The organism is Sphingobacteriales bacterium, from assembly GCA_016711285.1.
Taxonomy (GTDB): domain Bacteria; phylum Bacteroidota; class Bacteroidia; order Chitinophagales; family UBA2359; genus JADJTG01.
Genome location: JADJTG010000014.1, coordinates 361045 through 383507, shown reverse-complemented (window position 1 = coordinate 383507; position 22463 = coordinate 361045). Strand labels below are relative to the sequence as shown.

Genomic DNA, 22463 nt, shown 5'->3' with positions numbered 1-22463 from the left:
CCATTAATGCGTCAGTGCATATTGCAGCAAATATACCGCAACGCCGGCAAAATAACCCGCCGCCGCCAACCAAGTAATATGGCGCAAATACCACATAAAATTGATGCGCTCCAAGCCCATCACGGCTACGCCCGCCGCCGAACCGATGATGAGCATACTGCCGCCTGTGCCGGCGCAATACGCCAAAAACTCCCAAAATTTGCCGTCCTGCATAAAATACATACTCGAAGGCACCACATCGTACATACCCATACAAGCCGCCACCAAAGGAACATTATCCAATACCGCCGACAACATACCTATCAATACCAGAATAATATCGTTGTTGCCCACCTGCTGCGCCAGCAATTCTGCCAACTCCTTGAGGGTTCTCACCGACTGCAAGGCTGCCACCGCCATCAATATTCCCAGAAAGAATAACACACTCGGCACATCTACGCGCTCCAAAGCGTGATAAATAGACACTTTCCTTTTATCCTCGTGTGGTTTTTTACGGTGTAAAATATCCACTGTCAGCCACAATACACCCAAACCGAGCATCATACCCATAGAAGGCGGCAGGTGTGTAATAGTTTTAAAAACAGGCACAAACAGCAAGGCGGATATACCTACAAAAAATACAATATAACGTTCAGTAATTGTAGTATGATAAGCGTTTGCGGTGTTTTTTAAATCCAAAGTACCGCGCATAAGTGGCTGAAAACTCATCAAAAATGCGGGCAATGCCATACAAGTCACACTGGGCAAAAACACCATTTTCATAATATTGAAACTAGTAATTTGTCCGCCAATCCATAACATCGTAGTCGTTACATCGCCGATAGGACTCCACGCACCGCCTGCATTAGCCGCGATAATAACCATAGAAGCATACAACAAACGCAAATAGCGGTCGCTGATTAATTTGCTCAACAGCGATACCATTACAATAGCGGTGGTAAGATTATCCAATACTGCCGACAAAAAAAACGTAAGAATAGAAATGATCCAAAGGAGCAGTGTTTTATTGCGCGTAGTAATCTGGTTGGTAATAACATAAAAACCATCGTGTATATCTACGGTTTCTACAATCGTCATTGCCCCCAAAAGAAAAAACAGAATATTGGCAATATCGTAAAAATGATGGACTAATTCGTGTTCAATGAAATGTTTCCAACCCTCTTTTTGTACCATTTCTATGGCTGCTGCCTCTTGTAAAGGAATAGAATGTCCAAAAACAGCTACAATTGCCCACAATAACATTCCGGTCAGCAAAGCCGAAGCGGTTTTATCTATTTTTATGTTGTGTTCAAAGGCAATACAACAATACCCAACAATAAAAATAATTACCAATAATGTAATAACTGACATCAAGTGTTTTTATTTTTATATTTAAAAATCATTGATAATGATATTTTTATAAAAAATAATTATATAAAAAAAAATAAATTATCAAAAAAACAAGGGACAAAGTTAAATAAATAAAATAACTTAAAAGGTAGTATTCAGTATTCATCGCTTTTGATCATTGCAACAAAATTAAGAACTGCCTCCCCATCTCAATAATATTATTTGGCATGATTTTAGCTTCATATATAGTGTTTTGGTTTTAATTGGTTTAGAAAAATGGTTTAGAAAAAAGTTAGCCCAACAACTTCGGTTGAGCAGAAATGTACAGTATTTGTGATAAATTCTGTGTTTTTCGCTTCAAACGCCGCCCTAATTAAAATAGAGCGGCGTTTTTTATGGTTTCTTGAAGATGAACATAAGGCGATTTTTGATTAATTTTATAAAAAAACACAGTACTTTTGCACTGCTTAATCCGCTACGCCGACTTATTGTTGTATGATAGAATTTGAAACGGTTATTGGTTTAGAAGTACATATTCAGCTTCAAACCCAACGGAAAATTTTTGCACCCGATGCCTATCGCTTTGGAGCTGCACCCAATACATTGAGCAGTGCTGTCACTGCCGCCCATCCGGGTACTTTACCTTTTCTCAATCGCCGCGCCGTAGAGTGTGCCGTGCGTTTGGGTACTGCGTTGCAATGCAGCATCAACCGCTATTCTTACTTCGAGCGCAAGCACTATTTTTATCCCGACCTGCCCAAAGGCTACCAAATTACACAAGACCGCCAGCCTATTTGTGTAGGTGGCGAGGTGCAAATCGGAGAAAAAAACGAAACTCCGCGCTCCATTCGTATTCATCATATCCACATGGAAGAAGATGCGGGCAAAAGCCTCCACGACCAACACGACACCGCTTCGTGGATAGACCTAAACCGCGCCGGCGTGCCTTTGCTGGAATTAGTAACCGAACCCGATCTGCGCTCCGGCGAAGAGGCGGCGCAATTTCTCGGCAACCTGCGCAAATTGGTGCTTCGACTGGGCATCAGCGATGCCAATATGGAAGAGGGCAGCCTGCGTTGCGATGCCAATATATCGGTGCGCCGCAAAGGAGATCCCGAATTGGGCAAAAGGGTAGAGGTGAAAAATATCAATTCGCTGCGTTTTTTGCGTAAAGCCATAGAATTTGAACAAACCCGCCAGATTGCTATGGTAGAACAAGGCGTAACGGTGGAGCGGCAAACACGCGGCTATGATGCCGACAAAAATATTACGTTTGCACAACGTTCTAAAGAGTTGGCGCACGACTACCGCTATTTTCCCGAACCCGACCTGCCGCCGGTTATCCTCGACGACGACCTCATCGCTGAATTTACCGCCGATATGCCGGAGTTGGAAGCACAGAGCAGCAGCCGTCTCATACAACAATACGGATTGGGCAACTACGAAGCCGCCCAACTCGCCGAAGATGTGTATTTGCTCCATTATTTTGAACAAACCGCCGCCGCCGACCCTGCTGTTTCGCCGAAAAGTGCGGCAAACTGGCTGCTCAATGCGGTGCGTGCCCTGCTCAACGACCAACAAATTGCGTGGCAGCATTGCCCTTTGTCGCCGCAACATCTGGCTCAGTTGATAGCACTCAGTGAAAGCGGAACTATCAATACCGCCGCCGCCAAAACTGTATTGCTGCCGCAGATGCTCCTGCAACCGCAACTTTCTGCCGAAAAATTAGCACAATCCCTTCATCTCATTATTGAAAATGATGATAACTTTGCAGCTGATTTGGCAGATGAGGTATTAAAAAAGTTTCCAAATGAAGTAAAAGCCTATCAAAACGGTAAAAAACAACTTTTTTCTATGTTTATGGGGCAACTCCTAAAAGCATCACAAGGAAAAATAACCGCAGAAATGGCAGTAAAATTGTTGGAAGCAAAACTTAAATAAAGTATATGATGCAATGTTTTTCTGTCATAATGTTTTTTTAAAACTGATACAATAATTACAACTCAAAAATCAATATCTAACACACAGCACAACAACATGAAATTAATTTATTCTGTCTGCTTATCTGCCATTATGGCCATTATCAGCTGCAATAACGAAATGCCTAAGGGCGGTTTTAAAATTTCGGGCGAAGCCAAAAATTACCCCGAAAACACCCAAGTCGTTTTGCAGGAAATTCGCGGCGCACAACCCGTAGCTTTAGACACTACCACTACCACCAAAGAAGGTACTTTTACTTTTAACGGCAAAGCCAAAGACAAAAGTTTTGCGAGGGTATTGGTAGGTGGCAACGATGCTTTTTTTATTTTGGACAATGCCAAAATCAACGTCAATATTGACCAATCAAATCCGCGTTTATACACCGTTGCGGGTACTTCCGAAAACTCAATATTGCAAAACCTGATGAACGATGTACGCACCAACAAAACAAACCGCGAATACATGACGCAGTTTTTGGATACTGTTAAAAGTCCGCTTTTGGCGTATTATGCGATGCAATTTTTCAATATTCAAGGAGATATGGCGGTGTATGAAAAAGTAGAACAACGCCTGAAAGCAGAAATGCCCAATTCCGAACTCACACAAACACTTTCTAAATTTATCACCGACAGCAAAGCGACGATAGCCGCCCAACAAGCCACCGAAGCCAGTACAGGCACCGGAGCTATGGCACAGGAAATCAAATTACCTTCGCCCGATGGCAAAGAGATGGCACTTTCGCAGTTGCGCGGCAAAGTGGTGTTGTTGGATTTTTGGGCAAGCTGGTGTGGTCCTTGCCGCAAAGAAAATCCCAATGTGGTAAACGCTTACAACAAATACAAAGACAAAGGTTTTGAAGTGTTCAGCGTATCGCTCGACAAAGACAAACAGCGTTGGATAGATGCCATTGAAAAAGACAAACTCGCTTGGAAATGGCATGTTAGCGACCTCCAATTTTGGAATTCTGCACCTGCCCGCGCTTATGGAGTTACTTCTATTCCGGCGAGTTTCCTGATTGACAAAGACGGAAAAATCATCGGCAAAAACTTGCGAGGTCCGCTATTAGATGCCAAACTAAAAGAGATTTTTGGATAATTAATTGTAATTACATCAAATATTTTTTTTGTTTGTAAGTTTGGCATTGTAATAAATGTCGGTAAAAAATTATAAGACTGTCATTCCTATTTTTAAACTTAAAGTTTTTCGCTTGAATTCTACCTCTTTTTATATTGCTCGGCGTATCGCCTTTGGCGGCAGGGCTTCTTTTTCTTCGTTTATCATCAAAATCGCTATTGCGGCAGTGGCTTTGTCTTTGGCGGTGATGATTATTTCAACGGCAATTATTGCGGGCTTTAAAAAGAAATCAGCGATAAAATATTCGGATTTTGGGGGCATATCCGCATCACCAATTTTCAGTCCAACACCTCTTTTGAAAATACCAGCCCGATAGACAAACGACAGGTTTTTTTTCCTTATAAAAACGACATTGAAGGCATTAAAAGTATCCAAACTTTTGCCACCAAACCCGCTATTTTAATGAGCGACACCAACATTGAAGGCATTATACTCAAAGGTGTGGGCAGCGATATGGACTGGAGTTTTTTTAAAAAATACCTCACCGAAGGCGATATTTTTGCCGTAAGCGATACCGGAAAAGTAAACAGCATTTTAATTTCGGATTATACTGCCCGCCGTTTGGGAGTAAAAAGCGGAGATATGTTGCTGGTAAATTTTGTGCAGGAGCAAATGCGCTACCGCAAGCTCAAAATATCGGGAATTTATAAAACGGGGCTGCAAGATTACGATATGCAATTTGCCTTGATTGACATCGGACATATACAACACATCAACGACTGGAACAGGGAGCAGGTGGGGGGCTTTTCGGTGTGGGTAAATAATGTGGACAGCATTGATGCCGTCAATGAACATTTGTATCACAATGTGCTGGGCGCATCGCTCAACAGCAACTCTATCCGCGACCTGCTGCCGAATATTTTTGATTGGATACAACTGCAACAAACCAATGAGCGCATTATATTGGCACTGATGATTTTGGTGGCTATTATCAATATGAGTTCCGCTTTGCTAATTCTGATATTAGAGCGCACGAATATGATTGGTATTTTAAAGGCGTTGGGGGCAGATAACCAAGAAATACGCCGGATTTTTCTTTATACCGCTGCACTGATTATCGGAAATGGCATGTTGCTGGGCAATGCTTTGGCTTTGTTGCTGTATTATATTCAGCAGTATTTCCATATCATCACCTTGCCCGAAGAGTCGTATTATCTGAGTGTGGTGCCTTTGCTCCTCGAATGGAAAACCCTCCTGCTGCTCAATGCAGGCACTTTTGCAATTTGCTGGGCTGCCCTTATATTGCCCACTTACTTGGCGAGTCGCATATCCGTCATCAAAGCTATTCGTTTTGAGTAGTTTGCTGAGAGGTAGCAAACAAACTAAAAATCCTTAGCAGAATTTTTTTAAGAAAACTCCGCTAAGGATTGAATCAAAACCGCTTTTAATCAAGCGATGTTTTTTTTGAAGTGTTGCTCGCCTTTATTGAATTGTTTTTTTTCTATCAAAAAGCGTTCAAAGCCAACTTTATTGTGCTGCTTTTTTAATATCAAGCAACTCTATATCAAATACCAACACCGAATTGGCAGGAATTCCCGGACGAGCCATAGCACCATACGCCAAATGCGAAGGAATAATAAAAGTACCTCTGCCTCCTTTGCCCATTAAAGGAATGGCATCTTCCCAACCCGGAATCACCATATTTTTACCCAAAATAAACTTAAAAGGCTCATTGCGCTTGTGCGAAGAGTCGAACTCGGTACCATCGAGCAAAGTGCCGCGATAATTAACATACACTTCTTCACCGTCTTTGGGTTTGTTGCCGCTGCCTTCGTTGCTGATATTATAAAACACGCCACGTTGTGTTTTTTGCATCGTCAATCCTCTGTTACCTGCATAATTGGCGATGGTTTCGGTTTCTTTTTTCACCAATTCGGGGTCTTTAGGAATGGTAGCTTGGCGCATTTTTTCGGTTTGAGCATCGCGATATTCGCTTTCACTTTTCACATCAACTAATTTGATGGTATATTTGAGTTTATCGCCTGTTTTTAGCGTAACCGGCAAGCGTTTGTCGCCGAAAATCAACTCGGCAGGCACTAAGAGCAAGGCACTGTCGCCCGCGCCCATATTCATCAGGGCTTCGTTCATAGCACCTCTGAACAATTTGTCGGTGAGCTTAAAAGCCATCGGTGAAGAGCGCGTAAAGGAGTTGAAAATCACCGAGTCGGCGGGTGTGGTGTATTTCATAAATACATAAATAAAATCATTGAACTGCGGCTTGCGCCCGCCCTGAGAAGTAAAAATAGTGTATTCCACGCCATTGGCGGCTTTTTGTTTGCCACTGCCGCCGCCATCTGTTTTACAAGCGATAAATGTTGCTACTAAGGTTAGTACTATAAAAGCAATTTTTTTCATACAATATGCGATGAATTAATATGTTTTTGTTTTTTAATTTAGATATTGTTAAAAATAGAATAAATCAACTTTGAATAGAAAGCGGCTGATATATTTTTTTCATACTACCGCCCTGATTTTTTATAAAGGAACGGGATCAGAAGTTTGCAATTGTTCAGCATACAAAGGCAGGAGGTCTTTAAATTTTTGCACCACTGCCTCCAACGACATCAATTTGCTGCGTCCGCCGGCGGCGTTGCGGTGTCCGCCGCCTTCAAAGTGGGTTCGTGCCATTTCATCTACCGAAAAATCGCCTTTGGAGCGTAGCGACAACTTCACCATACCTTCGTTTTCGGTGATGAGTGCCACCAAATAAATACCTTTGATGGAAAGCGGGAAATTGACCAAACCTTCGGTGTCGCCCACGCGATACTGAAAACGCCGGAACACCTCTGCCGGCAAGCTGATAATAGCGGTGCGGTATTCCCACAGCACTTCCATTCGCTCATCAATGGCGTAGCCCCACAAGCGCAGGCGGTCTTCGGAGTAGCTTTCGTAGATGTCGTCTGTGATTTGAAAAGCGTTTGCGCCGCATTTTACCAAAAAAGCCGCCGTTTCGTGTACTTTTGGCGTAATGGAGAATTTAAAACGTCCGGTGTCGGTGAGCAAACCGGCATACAAGCAGTGCGCTATATCGGTATCAACGGCATCGCGTGCGCCGAGCATATCCAAAAAATCAAGCACCAACTCGCAGGTAGAACTCGCCGAAGTATCGCTCAAAACAAAATCCATAGCGGCGGTATCGGGTTGCAGGTGGTGGTCGATGAGTACTTTGAGGGCTTTGCTCTGTGCCAAATACGACTCCATCGTATGTGTGCGATGAAAAGCGTTGTAATCCAAACAAAAAATGAGGTCGCTTTTTTCAATGAGCAATAAACTCTTTGCCAGATTTGCCCCAAATACCAGCACCTCGGTGGCGGCGGGCAGCGACTGCAAAAAATCGGGATATTCCGAAGGCACAATCACCTTTACATCGTGGGCGGCGGGGTGGTTTTTGAGAAAATGATACATTGCCAAAGAACTGCCCAGCGCATCGCCATCAGGGCGGTGGTGGGTAGTAATAACAATGCGCCGTGCCGTATTCAAATATTCCTGTAATGCAGTTATCTTCATCATTTTTTAGCAAACAAAAACACTATTTTTGTTAAAGTTGCGCAAAGATACGCTAACTTTGCCCAGCATTTCAAATCCGAAGCCATGATTTTGAGTATATCGGCATAAAAATGGCTTTGGGGGGCAAAAATGTTGTTTTTTGATAGAAATATTTTTATTTTTTAACACTTATATTGTATATTAAAAAAAAATTATGGCAGGTAACAGAACTTTTACGATGGTAAAACCCGATGCAGTACGCAACAACTACATCGGCGGTATTTTGGCGATGATGAACGAGGGCGGTTTTCGGATAGTGGCGATGAAATATCTGCGCCTGAGCAAAGAGCAGGCGGGAGCATTTTATGCCGTACACAAGGAGCGTCCTTTTTATGGCGAATTGGTGGAGTTTATGTCTTCGGGACCGATTGTGGCGGCGATTTTGGAAAAAGACAATGCCGTAGAAGATTTTCGCACGCTCATCGGAGCTACGAATCCGGCGCAGGCAGCAGAGGGCACTATCCGCAAAAAATACGCCACGAGCATCGGCGAAAATGCCGTACACGGCTCTGACTCTGACGAAAACGCCCGCATCGAAGGCGATTTCTTTTTTAGTAGTTTGGAGCGTTTTTAGGGCGGAGGAGAAATAGATATTTTTCTTTTGCCGCAACACGCAAAAAAGCCCGCCAACTGTGCAGTTGGCGGGCTTTTTGTGTTGGGTGTGTATTTGTTATATAAAAATGCAAATTGGGGTAGTATAATACCATTCAAATATCTATTTGTCATAGTTATTTTACAGATTCAATTCCATTCAAAGTGGCTTATATTATTGCTAATATCAGCAACATCGTTACAGAATAGAACCTTTTTATATTAGATATTTATTTGGTATAAATCGCAAATAAATGCTTATATATACTGTCCTAATTAGTTTTATTTTTGAAAACATTTCCCGTTGCGACACCTCCGATTGAAAAAATTGCTCTATCCGTCAATCCGTTAATTTTAGGTTGTGATTTAGAGGTTAAATATTTTCTTCCTTCAAAAAAAATAGCAAAGTCATTCAAATAGACTATCACTTTACCTCCAAAGCCAAAGAAATTCCGTTTTAGAGGGGTTATTGAATTTACAATTTCTTCAAACCCCCTGTCCCCATTTTCATTATCGTATATCCAGATGTAGTTTAGTTGAGGATTAAATGTGACACCCAATAATCCAAAATCTAAATTTGTCATATATCCGAATTGCCCCCCAATATTAATGTTAAAATTACGAAAACCTGTATTATTAGAGGGAGAGTTTCGGATTTGATATGGGGCGGTTGAAAAATCTATAAAATAAGATTTTACAAATTTTGCTAATTTTTCACTTCCAAATAAACTTAACTTATTATAGCGAAATCCTATCATTATTTGAAATTCATTATCAACAAATGCTATTTTTCTTATATCAAGGCTGTCTTCATTAACATAATTTGCTCCTATAAAAGGATTATATTTAAAAACCGTTGTCAAGGTTTGTAATCTTTCGTCTCTCCCTTTTATCCCCATAAGTGCAATATTCCAGTCTATTGATATTTGACCTGATGAGGAAGATTTTTCTGCAGTGAATTCATATAGATTTCCACCGCCTACACCAGATACAGCAAAGATATTAACCCGCGGGTCATAAAGCATTTTAGCATTTGAAATGTGCTGAGAATATACTTGTACTGTAATCAAAAAGATAATACAGAATGTAAAATATTTTTTCATTATGATATTTTGTATTAGATTAATTATAAATTTAACGTTATCTTTTTTTTCTTAACTTGGTTAACTCTGTAACTATATACTTGTTATTAATTTCCTTTATGATTTTTTTGCTCATTATTCCCCAATCTTCGTATTCAATAGAGATTATTTCTCCTGTATTTATTCCTTTTTTGTATACTTCATCGTAGTCATAACGAGTCATTTCTGTAGTAATTACAGTCGCAGAATAAATATTTTTCCATTCATCGTTTTTTATCGTATATAAATGCAAACAGTGCCAAGAACTTGTCATGTGTTCTCGTAAAAAAGAAATTTCATCTCCGCCATCTCCGTCTAAATCTCCTTCATTGATAAGTATAGACAATCCTAAAGGAGATTTTTTAATAAATAGTGTCTGGATTATGTTATCCGAAGAATTTAGTTTGGTATGAATTATATCTCCATAAGAATAAAGCATCTCAATATCTGGTTTTTTTTTCGGTATATTTTTTTACTTTCTGGTTCAAATAAAACTTCAGATAGCTTTTCTACTCTTCCATCACCGTTAAAGTCGCCTTGAATTGATAGCTCGCTAACAAATTTTCTTGCTAAAAAATAATCTGTTATTTCATCACTTTCGGTTATTATCTTTAATTTATTATCTGATTCTTTAAGAACGATATAGCTTGGGTATATTTTTGAAATCCCACTAATAGTAACTTCTTTTTCAAACTTGCATTCATAAATTCCAGGATTTTGTTCTGCTACATCAATTTTGTTTACATCAATTTTTTGAGAAAAGCTGTTGTTTTTTTTCATAAATAAGTTTTTATCTCTAATACAAGCGTTTTTATTTTTCCTCTCACCATAGTAAAGAACATTTTCACCATATAATTCCGATAGATTATCAAAATTCTTTTTATTTAAATTGTTATTCCATTCTATAATTATCTCTCTTGGTTCATTGATAACAGTTTCTCTGTTATTACATCCGAATACCATAAGCAGAATAATTAAAAAGCAGAGAATATTAAATTTTAGTTGTTCCATTTTTTTATTAATTAAGGGTTTAAACAGCACGATTTTGATTATTCCTTTTATTGCGATACTTTTGTATTGATTTTTTATTGCAAATAATTAAAAATAAATATTTTATAGCTGATAAATTGTGCAATTTTATCAATAAAAAGAAAATAAATTACATTAAACTTTGATAGTTTTATCCAAAATTTGACTACTTAAAAGTACTTTTGAGAGAGGCTTATTATATCTACTGAGTAATACACTCTATAAATATTCCTTTACTTTATTCGAAAGATTTTTTATGTAAATCATGCCAATTGTTTATCCGTTTTGCAAACATATATATATATCAAAAAAACAAACATTTTTCACCCAAAAAATCTGCATTTTTTCCCTCACCACGTCTTTTGAGCGCAAACTAACGCATTTATAAAATCGCAAACGAAAAATGGCGGCAGTAACGGTGCTTTCGGAACAATGACAAAAAAAAGCCTTGAACTGTGCAGTTCAAGGCTTTTTTTGGATAGTTGCTGTATTTGTTGTTTACGACAACAAATCGGTTTGGAGGGCGGTTTTTACTTTTTCCAAAAACGATTTCTCTCCATCGCTGAAGCGTGTGCCGCCGAAGCCCAAGAATCCGCCTTCGGAAGCGGCGTTGGCAACTTTATCGGCGAGCTGAATGATAAAGTTTTTGTAAGCGGTGGCGGTGGCGGCATCTTCTTTGCAGTCCAGCAATTCCTGAACTTTGCTCAAATCCTCAATGGCTACGGCTTGCAGGGCGGCAGCATCTTTGGCGTTGGCAGCTTGCAGGCGTGCTTTAATTTTTTCTTGCTGTGCCGACGCTTGTTCGCGGGCTTCGGAGAAACTGCTGATGACGGGCATCAAAGCGGCAATGAGGGCATTGTCGGCAAATTCGGAGCGCGCCGCCATCGCTGCCTGCGAACTGGCAAACGCCTCTTTCAAAGTGCCAAATAATCCTGAACCATCTGCACCAGACATCGCCGCACCTACCAACATAGGGGCTGTGGTGAGTAAATCCCACTCTTCTTTGCTATATTTTTCTTGTACTGACATAATAAAAACGAAATATTTATTTTTAAAAAAGTTAAACCAAACAGTATTGATGTTTTCGGGTCAAGTCATCAATCTTTTTTTATCTTGAACGGCTGTTTATAAACCCCAAAAGCACCAAAGGCGAGGCAAAGATAGGTAATTTTTCTGCGGTACTTGCACTGAGTTGCTGTTATTATTCAATGTTTGAGGGGTCTTTTTTTTATCATTCCGCCTTTGGTATCTATTACGCTGTTCATAACCACAAAAGCGGTCGGTTCAATTTTTTCAATTTCTGTATTCAGCTTACTGAGTTCAAGTCGTGTAATAACTGTATAAATAATATCCACTTCTTTGATTTCGCCACGTTTGCCATAGCCGCGCTTACCCCTGTAAATAGTTGCGCCGCGCCCCATAGTATGAATAATCATAAGGCGAATTTCTTCGCTGTGCGTTGCAACTATCATTACGCCGATATATTCTTCAATGCCTTCTACAATAAAATCGAGCGTTTTGGAAGCTGCCAAGTAAGTAATCATAGAGTATAAAGCTATCTCTATACTTAATAGATAAGTGGCAGCCAAAAAAATCAAAACGTTGATGACGATAATGATATCGCCAATCGTAGCTCCGAGTTTGCGACTTAAAAAAATGGCAAGCACCTCCGTTCCGTCAATCACCGAGCCTCCCCGAATGGCAAAGCCGATGCCCGCCCCCAAAAAGAACCCGCCAAAAACTGCCACCAATAATTTATCATCGGTTACATTCGGGAAATCCACCGTTGCCAGCACAATTGAAAGCCCGACGATGGAAAGTGTTGTTTTGACGGCAAACTCCCTACCCATTACATGATAGCCGAGTATGATAAACGGGATATTTACCACAATAATTAAAAGATAAAGGGGAATTTCCGTCAATGCGGAAATAAGCAAAGAAATGCCCGTTGCTCCGCCATCTATAAAATGGTTGGTTAAAAGAAAACCTTTAAAGCCAAATGAAGCAGAAAATATACCAATGGTAATGAGTAAAAAATCTTTGATATAACGCTTTAAGGCTATTGTAAATTCTCTGTAGGCTTTGGCAAGCTCAAAGTCAGAATAACGATGTTGCTCTTGATGATTGTTTTTTTCTTTGCGTTTATGTTTGAGAATGGTTTGAACGATTATTTGTGTCCAGAATGGATTCATATATATATAAACAGTTTGTTTTTACATTGATAAATAGGAGCTACAATATTTTTTTCGGCAAAACAGCAGCAATACCTTTCCGCCGTCAAAGAGCTGATTTTTCAAATTTAATTCATTTTTAATTATGAATTTTTTCCTGCTCCTCTTTTTTTACCAAACTGTTTTTTTTACAAGCAGGTTTCAAGTCACAAATGCAACTTTTTGATAAAAAATTATTAGGGCTGTCAAAATTAAACTTAAATTCAACAAATAAATGCAACTCAAGTAATGGACAAGAGAGAAATATTTTTTCAAAGATACGAAATACAAACATTAAAAGAAGCAAGTTTTTTACAAAAGGCAATAGAAAAAAACAGGGAAACACGCATCTGTTGTTAGCGGAGAGTTAGGCGCAACTGCGACCAAAGGAGCGGTTTGAACAAAGCGGAATTAGCGGGCAGAAATGTGCAAATACGCTATCGGAAAAGAAGCGCGGCAAAAGATAAAGGAGGATAAGTTTACGATAAAGTAAGCATTGAATACCGCCCGAAAATAGTGGATGAAAAATAAGAATAGGAGATATAGAAATTGATTTGGTGATAGGGAAAAATCATGAGAAAGCCGCCATACTAACAGCCAATGACAGAGTAACAGGAATGGCTGAAACCGCACTCCTAAATACCAAATTTTCTCAAGAAACCAACCGAAAAATAGTGAAAATATTAATAGATTGGAAACCCTTTTCTCAGACTCCTCAAACAATATTTTCCTAAACATTGCGATTTTAACCTAATCACTGAAAATGATATTAAAGATGAAGAAGACAAATTCAATAACAGACCAAGAAAAATATTCGGCTTTTTATCACCCAATTAATCATATTTGTATTTTTTATAATCTAATAATAAAATAAATTACATTCACCTGTATTTTAATAATTCAAGACCAAACCAAGCCCAAAGCCCATATCACTATCAAAATGAGCCCTAAAACCTGAATTTTTAGTTAAAATATAGCTGAGACCTACCATGTATTCCTGATCTGAATTTACCATAAATGCAGCTCTCAATCTTTCCGAAACAGGAATATCTTCCCGTTTTAATTGTATTCTTAAATTACCATCATGGTATAATTCTGTTTGTAGAATAACAAGCATTGGTAAAGTGTAGGCAATTCCTATGCTAAATTGAGTTCTATTGTCTTTGGTATTTTTTTGCCCAAAGAGGTTTTCTTCAAATTCGTTTTGTGTAATTTGACGATAACGCCAATCAAACCCAACAAAAGGCATTAACCATTGCATTTTTCCGATATATCTGCCAATATGAGTTTCACTTTCATAACCGTGCATTCTGTTGTACCCCAAACGCCATTCTGTACCAAAACTCCAACGTGTGTTTTGGATCATTTCCATACCATCATTTCCATTAGAGGCAAAATCATTTTGAGCCATAAAATGCAGTCGATTACTTTCTCTTTGTAATTGCTTATAAGCCCACGTTTTGTCGGGTAATAACGTGTTTATTGGTTGATTTTCATAACTAAATACACGATTCATACCTGCCATCATGTGATATAGAATATGACAATGAAAGAACCAATCGCCATCAAGATTGGCTTCAAACTCAATGGTATCAGATTCCATTGGCATAATATCCAAAACATTTTTTAGTGGCGCATATTCCCCCTTTCCATTTAAAATTCTAAAGTCATGCCCATGTAAGTGCATTGGATGACGCATCATTGAATTGTTGTAAAGTATAATTCTTACTATTTCTCCTTTTTTAATTAGAATTTTATCGGATTCGTAAAGTACTTTGTTGTTCAAGCTCCATACATAACGATTCATATTTCCGGTTAATTCAAATTTAAATTCTCTCAACGGTGCATCTGTAGAAAGTGAGGTTTTTAAAGGTGATTTCAGCATAGAATAATTGAGTGTTACTATATCTGCATTACTTGTGAAATGGTTTGAAGAAGTACTTTTTATTGCCTTTCTATGACCTGATATTTCAGGGTACATGACTGTATTCATATCCATTTTCTGCAGACTCATATTCATACCCATGTCATTCATTTTTCCATTCATTTTCATCATATTGTTCATCATTTTCATTCCCTCAAAATAGTGTAATCGAGGTAGCGGGTTTGCCAACTGTTTGATACCAGAACCTAAATAAATAGAAGCCGATTTGGTGCGATCTTCTGTGGTGGCTAACAATTCAAAGGACGTATTTTCTGTCGGGATTGTGAGGATAATATCGTAGGTTTCTGAAACACCTATTATCAACCTATCTACTTGCACAGGAAGTACGTCGTTTCCATCATTTGCAACTACTGTAATTTTGCCCCCGGCATAAGTGAGCCAAAAATAGGTAGAAGCTCCTCCATTAGAGACACGCAACCGCACGCTGTCTCCAGCTTGAAATTGCGACATCTGGCTTTCATTTTTACCGTTTATTAGGATTTTATCATAATAAATATCGCTCACATCCATTGCCAACAGGCGTTTCCACTCGTTGGTTAGTTTGGTTTTGAAATAACCTTCTTTTATGGCTTCTGAATAGCTTTGAGTAGCCCCTTTTTTGATTGCAAACCAATCTGTTGCATTATGCAACATTCTGTGTATATTTCTCAGGTTTATAGTCTGTCCATTCCTCAAAATAATGGGGATTGTAGGCAAATCGTCAATACCTTCTCTAAGATAAGGATCGTTTATTCTCTTTTTTAAAATTAAAGATCCATACATGCCTATTTGTTCTTGCAATCCGCTATGACTATGATACCAATGAGTTCCGTTTTGTTTAATAGGAAACCGATAAACATAGGCTGTATTTGGCGCAATAGGCATTTGTGTTAAATAAGGAACCCCATCTTCTTGGTTGGGCACAAACAGCCCATGCCAATGTAAGGAGGTGCTTTCTTTGAGCTGATTATATACATGAATTTCTGCTGTGTCACCTTCTGTAAAGGTAAGTGTAGGCATTGGTATTTGACCATTTACTGCAATGGCTTTTTTTGCCTTTCCGCTAAAATTGACGAGGGAGTCTCTTACATATAGATCATATCGTACTACCTTTTGGGCATATACATTCGATGCCAATAGCAGTAAAACGATTATCGGCAACACTTTTTTACCAATAGTTTTTTGATTATCCATTTTATTAATTTCATTTTCTTCAATATCTAAAATACCAGTATAATCCGTAAGATTATACTGGTATAATGTGAGGTTACTTAATGGTTTCTATTGTTTTGCCACAGGTAAGCATCTGCGAACCAAAGTATGGGTTTCTAATATTATTTTCCTTGCTCAACCAGTTTGCCCCTTTACCATCATTAGCCATTGGACAGTGTTGATAATAAACGGGATTTTCTAGATGGCTAACCTTGACCAAATCATAAAAAGACACCGATAAATTCATAAAAAATTTACGTTGATCTTCTATATTGGCAGTAGTTGAAATTTTTTCGATATTTGACTTTAGATTATCTAATACTTTCATAAAAACCCCATGTTCATCTACTGAAAGTTTCTCCATTTTTACTGTATTGACTGCTTTTAGCAGATCTTTCGCTTTCAATGAAGCTTCACTTTTATCTGTTTTTACCAGCGCATCTTTTAGTGCAAAATAGTTGTCAAAAACCGGTTTTAATTCGTTGACATCTTGTGTTGTTTCTGTCGGCTTATTTAGTATTTCATCGTGATTGTGTATAGAATACCCTTCCACGGTATTTTCTGCTTTCATCGTTTTTGTTTTTTTCTCACGGTCGTATTGGCAACATTCTGGAAGGTTGGCATACACATCATCAGGTGCAAGAAATTTTTCGCTGTCGTAACCTACCAATGCAATGCGTTTCAATATTTCATCTTGATTAATTTTACTTGTATCATAGGTAAGTGTAGCTATTTTGGTATCTTTATTCCAATCTACTTTTGCTATTTTCTTAATATTTCCTGCTTTTTCAATGGTTCTTTCGCACATTCCACAGTTACCATATATTTTTACATTTTCGGTAATAGGGTTTTTGATTTGTGCATTGCACGCTGTGAGGGATAGTAACAAGGCAATTACTATCAATATATTTGTTGATTTCATTTTATTATATTTGAGTTATTAAAATAATTGATTTCAAAGGTAAGTCAATGCTCTCGATTTGACAGATTTACGGCTGTCAAGGAAAAAAATCGGCCTATTTTGGGCGGTAACCAAATAAAGGTAAAACCCGATGAATGAAGGGTTTCTGGATAGAAAAAATTTAATTTACCTCGTATTATTTTTGCTTGTAAAAGTTGAGTAATAAGAGGAATTATAAAGTTAGAGAAATTCGTTGAGCAATGACAATTTGGATTTCCACCTTTACCATTACAGTCTTTTGTGCATTTATCACATTGCCTTTTTTCTTTATTACAGCAGTCTCTTTTCTCCACTTCGGAATCCGGTTGTTTGTGGCATAAAGTTTTAATGTTTTCAGATTTCGTACCACAAGCATAGGTTTTTTGGACAGGTATCAAAAAGAAACCCATTAGCGTAAAAATGACTATATAATAATAGAATCTTCTCACATTTTTGCAACGCAGAATTGTAAATTTTATTTTGTTGAGTATTAATAAACTGAAGTTTTTTTGATTTTTGATTTCAAAGGTGATGATTTTATCACAAAACTTGATTTGAAAAGGTTTATGTATCACACTATCTTGCAACTAAAATACTCATCACTAATTACAAGTGATTTTATGTGTCAGTACTTTATTTATAGTTGCCATATATCTTTATAATTGATATAGATCTGTGAATGTTATAAAAAAAGTAAAATTGCGTAAATATTATGTTTTGTGAAAAAATGTCACTTTATAAACAATTCTTGGTTTTGTAACAGTAATACAGGCAACTTTCAAAGTATTTGCCCTATCTTTATTTTTGATACCAAAAAATAAGCATTTACACACATGAAGTTTTCAAAACATCGCCACATCTTTGTTAGCCTCTTGGGGCTGTTGGTGGCATCAGCAATACCTGTTTGGTTGTGGGGCGGTAATAAACAATATGGTTATGAGATATGTAAAAACGGGGAATATTTATATTTTCAAACCGTGAGCAATGTAGCGGTAGCCGATGAAGATGAATATGTAGCAGGGCAATTATTTGTGCAGTGGAAAAATCAGGGAATTGCTCCTTTTGAGTTTCCTTTGCGCCAAACCAACGAAAGAGCAGAGCCTTTGCTCGCCATTTTCGACCGCTACGAAGTACAAAGCTGTCGTCAGGCTTTTCCGCGCCTCCGCAATTTGTCGTCTGTTTATAAAATACAGTTTTCCGCATCTACTCAGCATATGGCTGATTTTATCCGCGCTTTGGAGGCAAGCGGCTACTTTGAATATGTAGAGCGTGTACCGATGGCGCACACCAATTATACGCCCAACGATATTGCCACACAACAACAATGGTATTTTAATATGATTTCTGCTCCTGCTGCTTGGGATATTTCGCAGGGGAGTGCTGCCATTACAGTAGCCATTGTTGATGATGCCGTGCGCACCACCCACCAAGAACTCGCCCCCAATTTGTGGCAAAATACCGCCGAAATAGCGGGCAACGGCGCAGATGATGACGGCAACGGCTATATAGACGACAAAAGCGGCTGGGATGCTGCCGATAATGACGGCAACCCCAATCCGCCCGCTTCGGCGAGCAACAACAATTTTTCGCACGGCACACACTGCGCCGGCGTAGTGTCGGCACGCACGGATAACGGCTCCGGTATTGCAGCCTTGGGTTTTAATGTACGGCTAATGCCCATTAAATGCAGCCCCGATGCCTCCGCCACTCCCAACAATTTACCCAATGTTGCCGAGGGTATGGAATATGCAATTGCCAACGGTGCCGATGTTATCAATATGTCGTGGTCGTTTTATCCTTTTTCGCTCACTTTGCAGTTTTTGTGTCAGGAAGCGGAAAATGCGGGCATTGTGTTGGTAGGTGCTTCGGGTAACGATGGCACTATTGCCGTTACCTATCCGAGTGCGTACCCCACCGTATTAGGCGTTGGTGCTTCGGATAAATATAATGCCCGAGAAGCCTCGTCCAATTATGGTCCCGTCGTAAAAGCCTTCGCGCCGGGTGAAAATATATACAGTTGTTCGGCTACTTCCGATAATGCTTATACCGCATATAGCGGCACTTCGCCGGCAACTGCGATGGTATCGGCACTGGCGGCACTAATGCGCTCGCACGACCCCAACTTAACGCCCAAAAGAATCAGAAAGTGCATCACGGAAACACTCGACGAAATGAACAGCACTTATATACTCCCCGGACGTATCAATGCAGAAGAAGCACTGAAATGTTTAAATATCCCGCCCTTTGCTTTTTTTATGGCAGATAGCCTGACGGTAGAAAACATCACCATTTGTCCGGGAGCGAGCATCACTTTTCAGGATACTTCTTATGGACCTGATATTAATTCGTGGAACTGGACTTTTGCGGGCGGGCAGCCTGCCGTTTCCAATATTCCTAACCCAACTGTTACTTTCAATACTGCCGGAGATTATAACGTTACGCTCACCGTGAGCAATCCTTATGGCAGCGACAGCCAAACGCTCACCGTACATGTGGCGCAACCGAGTGCGGTGTTGAGCGGCGATACCATCATCATCAACGGAATGGGAACGGAGTTGCAGTTTACTTTTGACGGCACACCGCCTTATTCACTCACCTACAACAACGGAACTTCCAATATCACCATCAACGATATTACCGAAAATCCCTTTTTTCTGCCGCTTAATCCCACCATCACCGCCGCCGATGAAGAGTCGCAGGTATATCAATATACGCTTGTCAGTGCTTCCGATGCCTATTGCGATATGAATATAAGCGGCACGGCTACTGTTACCGTTTTGGATATAGACGCTTGTGTGGATTGCCCTTACGATTATGTGCAAAATACTTTTTTGGGCGGCGGTTGTGTGAGTGCTTTTAATGTCACTTACAAAGGTTCTTCGCAGGGCATAGGGCGTTTTGAAAAAAGCGGCAATTTGGATATAGGCTTTGATAAAGGAATTTATTTGGTGACAGGAAATGCCAATGAGTTGTTGGAAGGACCGAACCAAAGTGGCGGCACTTCGTTCAACGTGCCGCCGACGGGCAACAACTCCTGCTCGCCGGGGAATGCGGGTGCTGACGGTGATTTGGATTTGAACTTGTCGGTGGGTGCGGGTTTATGTACCAACGATGCCGCCGTTTTGGAATTTGATTTTATTCCTTCCACGCCCAATATCAAATTCAACTATGTATTTGCCTCCGAAGAGTATCCTGAATATGTGTGCAGTTCTTTTAATGATGTATTCGGATTTTTTATCAGTGGTCCGGGCATCAGCGGTCCTTATACCGACAATGCCGTTAATATCGCGCTCATTCCCGGCACCAATTTGCCGGTTACTATCAATAATGTAAATTCCTGGGCAAGCGTCAATGGCACACCTCCTGCGGGCAATTGTATAGATACTTATGACGATTTGCATGTACAACTGAATACAGGCGACCCGCAAAGCGAATTTGATGGTTTCACCGTTCCGCTCACGGCGCGTATTTTGGGGCTTACGCCTTGTCAGGTGTATCATATCAAAATAGCGGTAGCCGATGTGAGCGATGAAATTTTGGATTCGGGAGTATTTTTGGAAGCGAAAAGTTTTACAGACGAAGGCAATGCGCCCAATGTGGTAGCCAATGGTTTTTTTGACCAAGGCACTGGTTTATTCTCTACCTATGAAGGCTGCGAATCTGCTTTTTTTGAGTTTTCGCGCCCCGATTTGGAAGATGATGCCGAGCCGATGGAAATTCATTACAGCCTCGAAGGATTAGCCGAAAACGGTGTGGACTACGAACCTCTGTCGGGAACTATCGTCATTCCGGCGGGCGAAGCTACGGCTGTTTTGGAAATACACGCCCTGCAAGACACCGAAACCGAAGGCATTGAAGAAATTATATTAAATATTGATGATATTCAGTGTACTTGCTCTAATTTTCCGGTGTCGGTTATTTTGCTCATCATTGATAATGTGCTGGTAAATGCGGGTGAAGATGTAGAAATTTGCCAAGGCGAGAGCATACAACTCAATGCCACACCTGCCGACAACATCAGCTATATTTGGTCAAATACACCATACCTCAACGATTCTACTATTCATAATCCCGTTGCCACACCTGCGGTTACTACCACCTTCGGCGTACAATCGGTTGATGAACACGGCTGTATGGCTGAAGATAACATGACGGTATTTGTAGTACCGCCGCCTGCTTTGCCCGCCATTGTTACCGACACCACCATCTGCTCCGGCGAAGCCATTGAATACCAAATCAGTGCTTTGTCGCCGGTATGGGGTTATACTTATCAGTGGAGTCCTGCCACCGGCTTAGATGATGCCACTATCCCGAATCCCACCGTCACCTTAGATGCTTCGCGCACCTACACGCTCACCGTCACCAATGCGGCGGGCTGCGATACCACCATCACCGTCAACCTGAACGCCAGCAGTGTGGACGTGGAAACCGCTTTGCCGGATACTGCTTTTTGTGCGGGCAGCAGCTTAGTATTAAGCGGCGAAAACGGCTTTGCACGCTATGTGTGGAGCACGGGCGACACCACCCAAAGCATCACCATTGACGACATCGGCACTTACATACTCACCGTGTATGACGAAAACAACTGCGCCGATACAGCAGTGGCAGCAGTGACGCTTTATCCTTCGCCGGAGGTGAGTATCAACGGAACAGCGGAAATTAATTTGGGCGAAAGCACTACTTTGAGCACCAACAGCACCTATGCACAATATTTGTGGAATGATGGCTCTGCCAATCCCACTTTGGAGGTTTCGCAGGCGGGCACTTATCAGGTGATGGTATCCAATGAATTTGGGTGCAGCGATACGGCAGATTTTACGCTGAACGTAAAAATAGAAGCACCTTTTTATATCCCCACCGCCTTTTCGCCCAACAACGACCAAATGAACGATAATTTTCGTGTATTTGTAGATGCAGCCCGCATCAGCACCGTAGAGCTATATGTATATAACCGTTGGGGCAACCGCGTATTTGGCGAAAAAAGTGCTGCGCCCCTGTGGAACGGAACTTTTGAAGGCAAAGAAGCGGAGGTGGGCGTATATGTTTATTTTGGTACCGTAGAGCTCATCAACGGCGAGCGCATTGATTTCAAAGGAAACGTGACTTTGGTGCGTTGATGCAACTTCTATTTTGTCTGAACCTTGATTTTTGGGATTAGGGGATAGAACGGATTTTATTTTGTTTTTTTACAACTTCTATTTTGTCTGAACCTTGATTTTTAGGATTAGGGGATAGACAGGATTTTTATTTTGTTTTTTTCACAACTTCTATTTTGTCAGAACCTTGATTTTTGGGATTAAGGGATAGGCAGGATTTTTTTGTTGCCCACCACTTTGACAAAGTTCAAAAATTTGTCAAAGTTAAAAAGAGGTAAGTTAGCGGAGTTCAGAAGTAAGTTAGCGGAGTTCAGAAGTAAGTTAGCGGAGTTCAAGTAAGTTAGCGGAGTT

General features: G+C 40.1%; 14 protein-coding genes and 1 pseudogene. 5 read left to right on the top strand and 10 right to left on the bottom strand.

Going from position 1 to position 22463, the window contains the following annotated elements; genetic code table 11:
- Positions 1-3: 3 nt before the first annotated feature.
- Entirely contained in the window at positions 4-1350 is a 1347-nt protein-coding gene (gene nhaD / locus IPL35_14370; GenBank protein MBK8444513.1) for a sodium:proton antiporter NhaD, read from the bottom strand.
- 474 nt (positions 1351-1824) lie between these two features.
- Between nhaD and gatB the strand changes: the two genes are divergently transcribed.
- The 3 genes and pseudogenes from gatB to IPL35_14355 all read left to right on the top strand — a co-directional run bounded on the left by gatB (position 1825) and on the right by IPL35_14355 (position 5742).
- A complete protein-coding gene (gatB, locus tag IPL35_14365; GenBank protein ID MBK8444512.1) occupies positions 1825-3270 on the top strand; it encodes an Asp-tRNA(Asn)/Glu-tRNA(Gln) amidotransferase subunit GatB in 1446 nt (481 codons plus the stop codon).
- 96 nt (positions 3271-3366) lie between these two features.
- Positions 3367-4404, top strand: a complete 1038-nt coding sequence (locus IPL35_14360; GenBank protein MBK8444511.1) for an AhpC/TSA family protein — start codon at positions 3367-3369, stop codon at positions 4402-4404.
- A 55-nt stretch (positions 4405-4459) separates the two neighbouring features.
- Positions 4460-5742 (top strand): annotated as a pseudogene (locus IPL35_14355) (ABC transporter permease).
- Between the two features lie 168 nt (positions 5743-5910).
- On the opposite strand, the gene IPL35_14350 reads toward IPL35_14355, so the two are convergent.
- The gene (locus IPL35_14350) at positions 5911-6798 is read right to left on the bottom strand and encodes an FKBP-type peptidyl-prolyl cis-trans isomerase (GenBank protein MBK8444510.1); all 888 of its coding nucleotides are present in this window, start codon (positions 6796-6798) and stop codon (positions 5911-5913) included.
- A 120-nt stretch (positions 6799-6918) separates the two neighbouring features.
- Positions 6919-7953: a DHH family phosphoesterase gene (locus IPL35_14345; GenBank protein MBK8444509.1), complete on the bottom strand. Its 1035-nt coding sequence runs from the start codon at positions 7951-7953 to the stop codon at positions 6919-6921.
- A 190-nt stretch (positions 7954-8143) separates the two neighbouring features.
- Here IPL35_14345 and IPL35_14340 point away from each other — a divergent pair, with 190 nt between their 5' ends.
- Complete coding sequence (locus tag IPL35_14340) at positions 8144-8563, top strand: nucleoside-diphosphate kinase (protein MBK8444508.1); 420 nt, start codon at positions 8144-8146, stop codon at positions 8561-8563.
- 289 nt (positions 8564-8852) lie between these two features.
- On the opposite strand, the gene IPL35_14335 is transcribed toward IPL35_14340, so the two are convergent.
- The 7 genes from IPL35_14335 to IPL35_14305 form a co-directional block, all read right to left on the bottom strand.
- Positions 8853-9683, bottom strand: coding sequence for a hypothetical protein (locus IPL35_14335; GenBank protein MBK8444507.1), 831 nt, complete (start codon positions 9681-9683; stop codon positions 8853-8855).
- A gap of 37 nt (positions 9684-9720) precedes the next feature.
- Positions 9721-10140, bottom strand: coding sequence for a hypothetical protein (locus IPL35_14330; GenBank protein MBK8444506.1), 420 nt, complete (start codon positions 10138-10140; stop codon positions 9721-9723).
- On the bottom strand, positions 10116-10712 hold the full coding sequence (locus tag IPL35_14325; GenBank protein MBK8444505.1) for a hypothetical protein: 597 nt from the start codon (positions 10710-10712) through the stop codon (positions 10116-10118). The genes IPL35_14330 and IPL35_14325 overlap by 25 nt, the downstream gene beginning before the upstream one ends.
- Before the next feature lie 516 nt (positions 10713-11228).
- Positions 11229-11759 (bottom strand): hypothetical protein, encoded by a 531-nt coding sequence (locus IPL35_14320; protein MBK8444504.1) that lies wholly within the window; start codon positions 11757-11759, stop codon positions 11229-11231.
- A gap of 176 nt (positions 11760-11935) precedes the next feature.
- A complete protein-coding gene (locus IPL35_14315; protein MBK8444503.1) occupies positions 11936-12922 on the bottom strand; it encodes a YitT family protein in 987 nt (328 codons plus the stop codon).
- A gap of 910 nt (positions 12923-13832) precedes the next feature.
- On the bottom strand, positions 13833-16058 hold the full coding sequence (locus IPL35_14310; GenBank protein MBK8444502.1) for a multicopper oxidase domain-containing protein: 2226 nt from the start codon (positions 16056-16058) through the stop codon (positions 13833-13835).
- 73 nt (positions 16059-16131) lie between these two features.
- Positions 16132-16998: a DUF3347 domain-containing protein gene (locus IPL35_14305; protein ID MBK8444501.1), complete on the bottom strand. Its 867-nt coding sequence runs from the start codon at positions 16996-16998 to the stop codon at positions 16132-16134.
- Positions 16999-17849: 851 nt separating this feature from the next.
- On the opposite strand from IPL35_14305, the gene IPL35_14300 reads away from it, so the two are divergent.
- Positions 17850-22133 carry a choice-of-anchor L domain-containing protein gene (locus IPL35_14300; protein MBK8444500.1) on the top strand — a complete coding sequence of 1428 codons (4284 nt, stop codon included), beginning with the start codon at positions 17850-17852 and terminating at the stop codon, positions 22131-22133.
- Positions 22134-22463 lie beyond the last annotated feature (330 nt).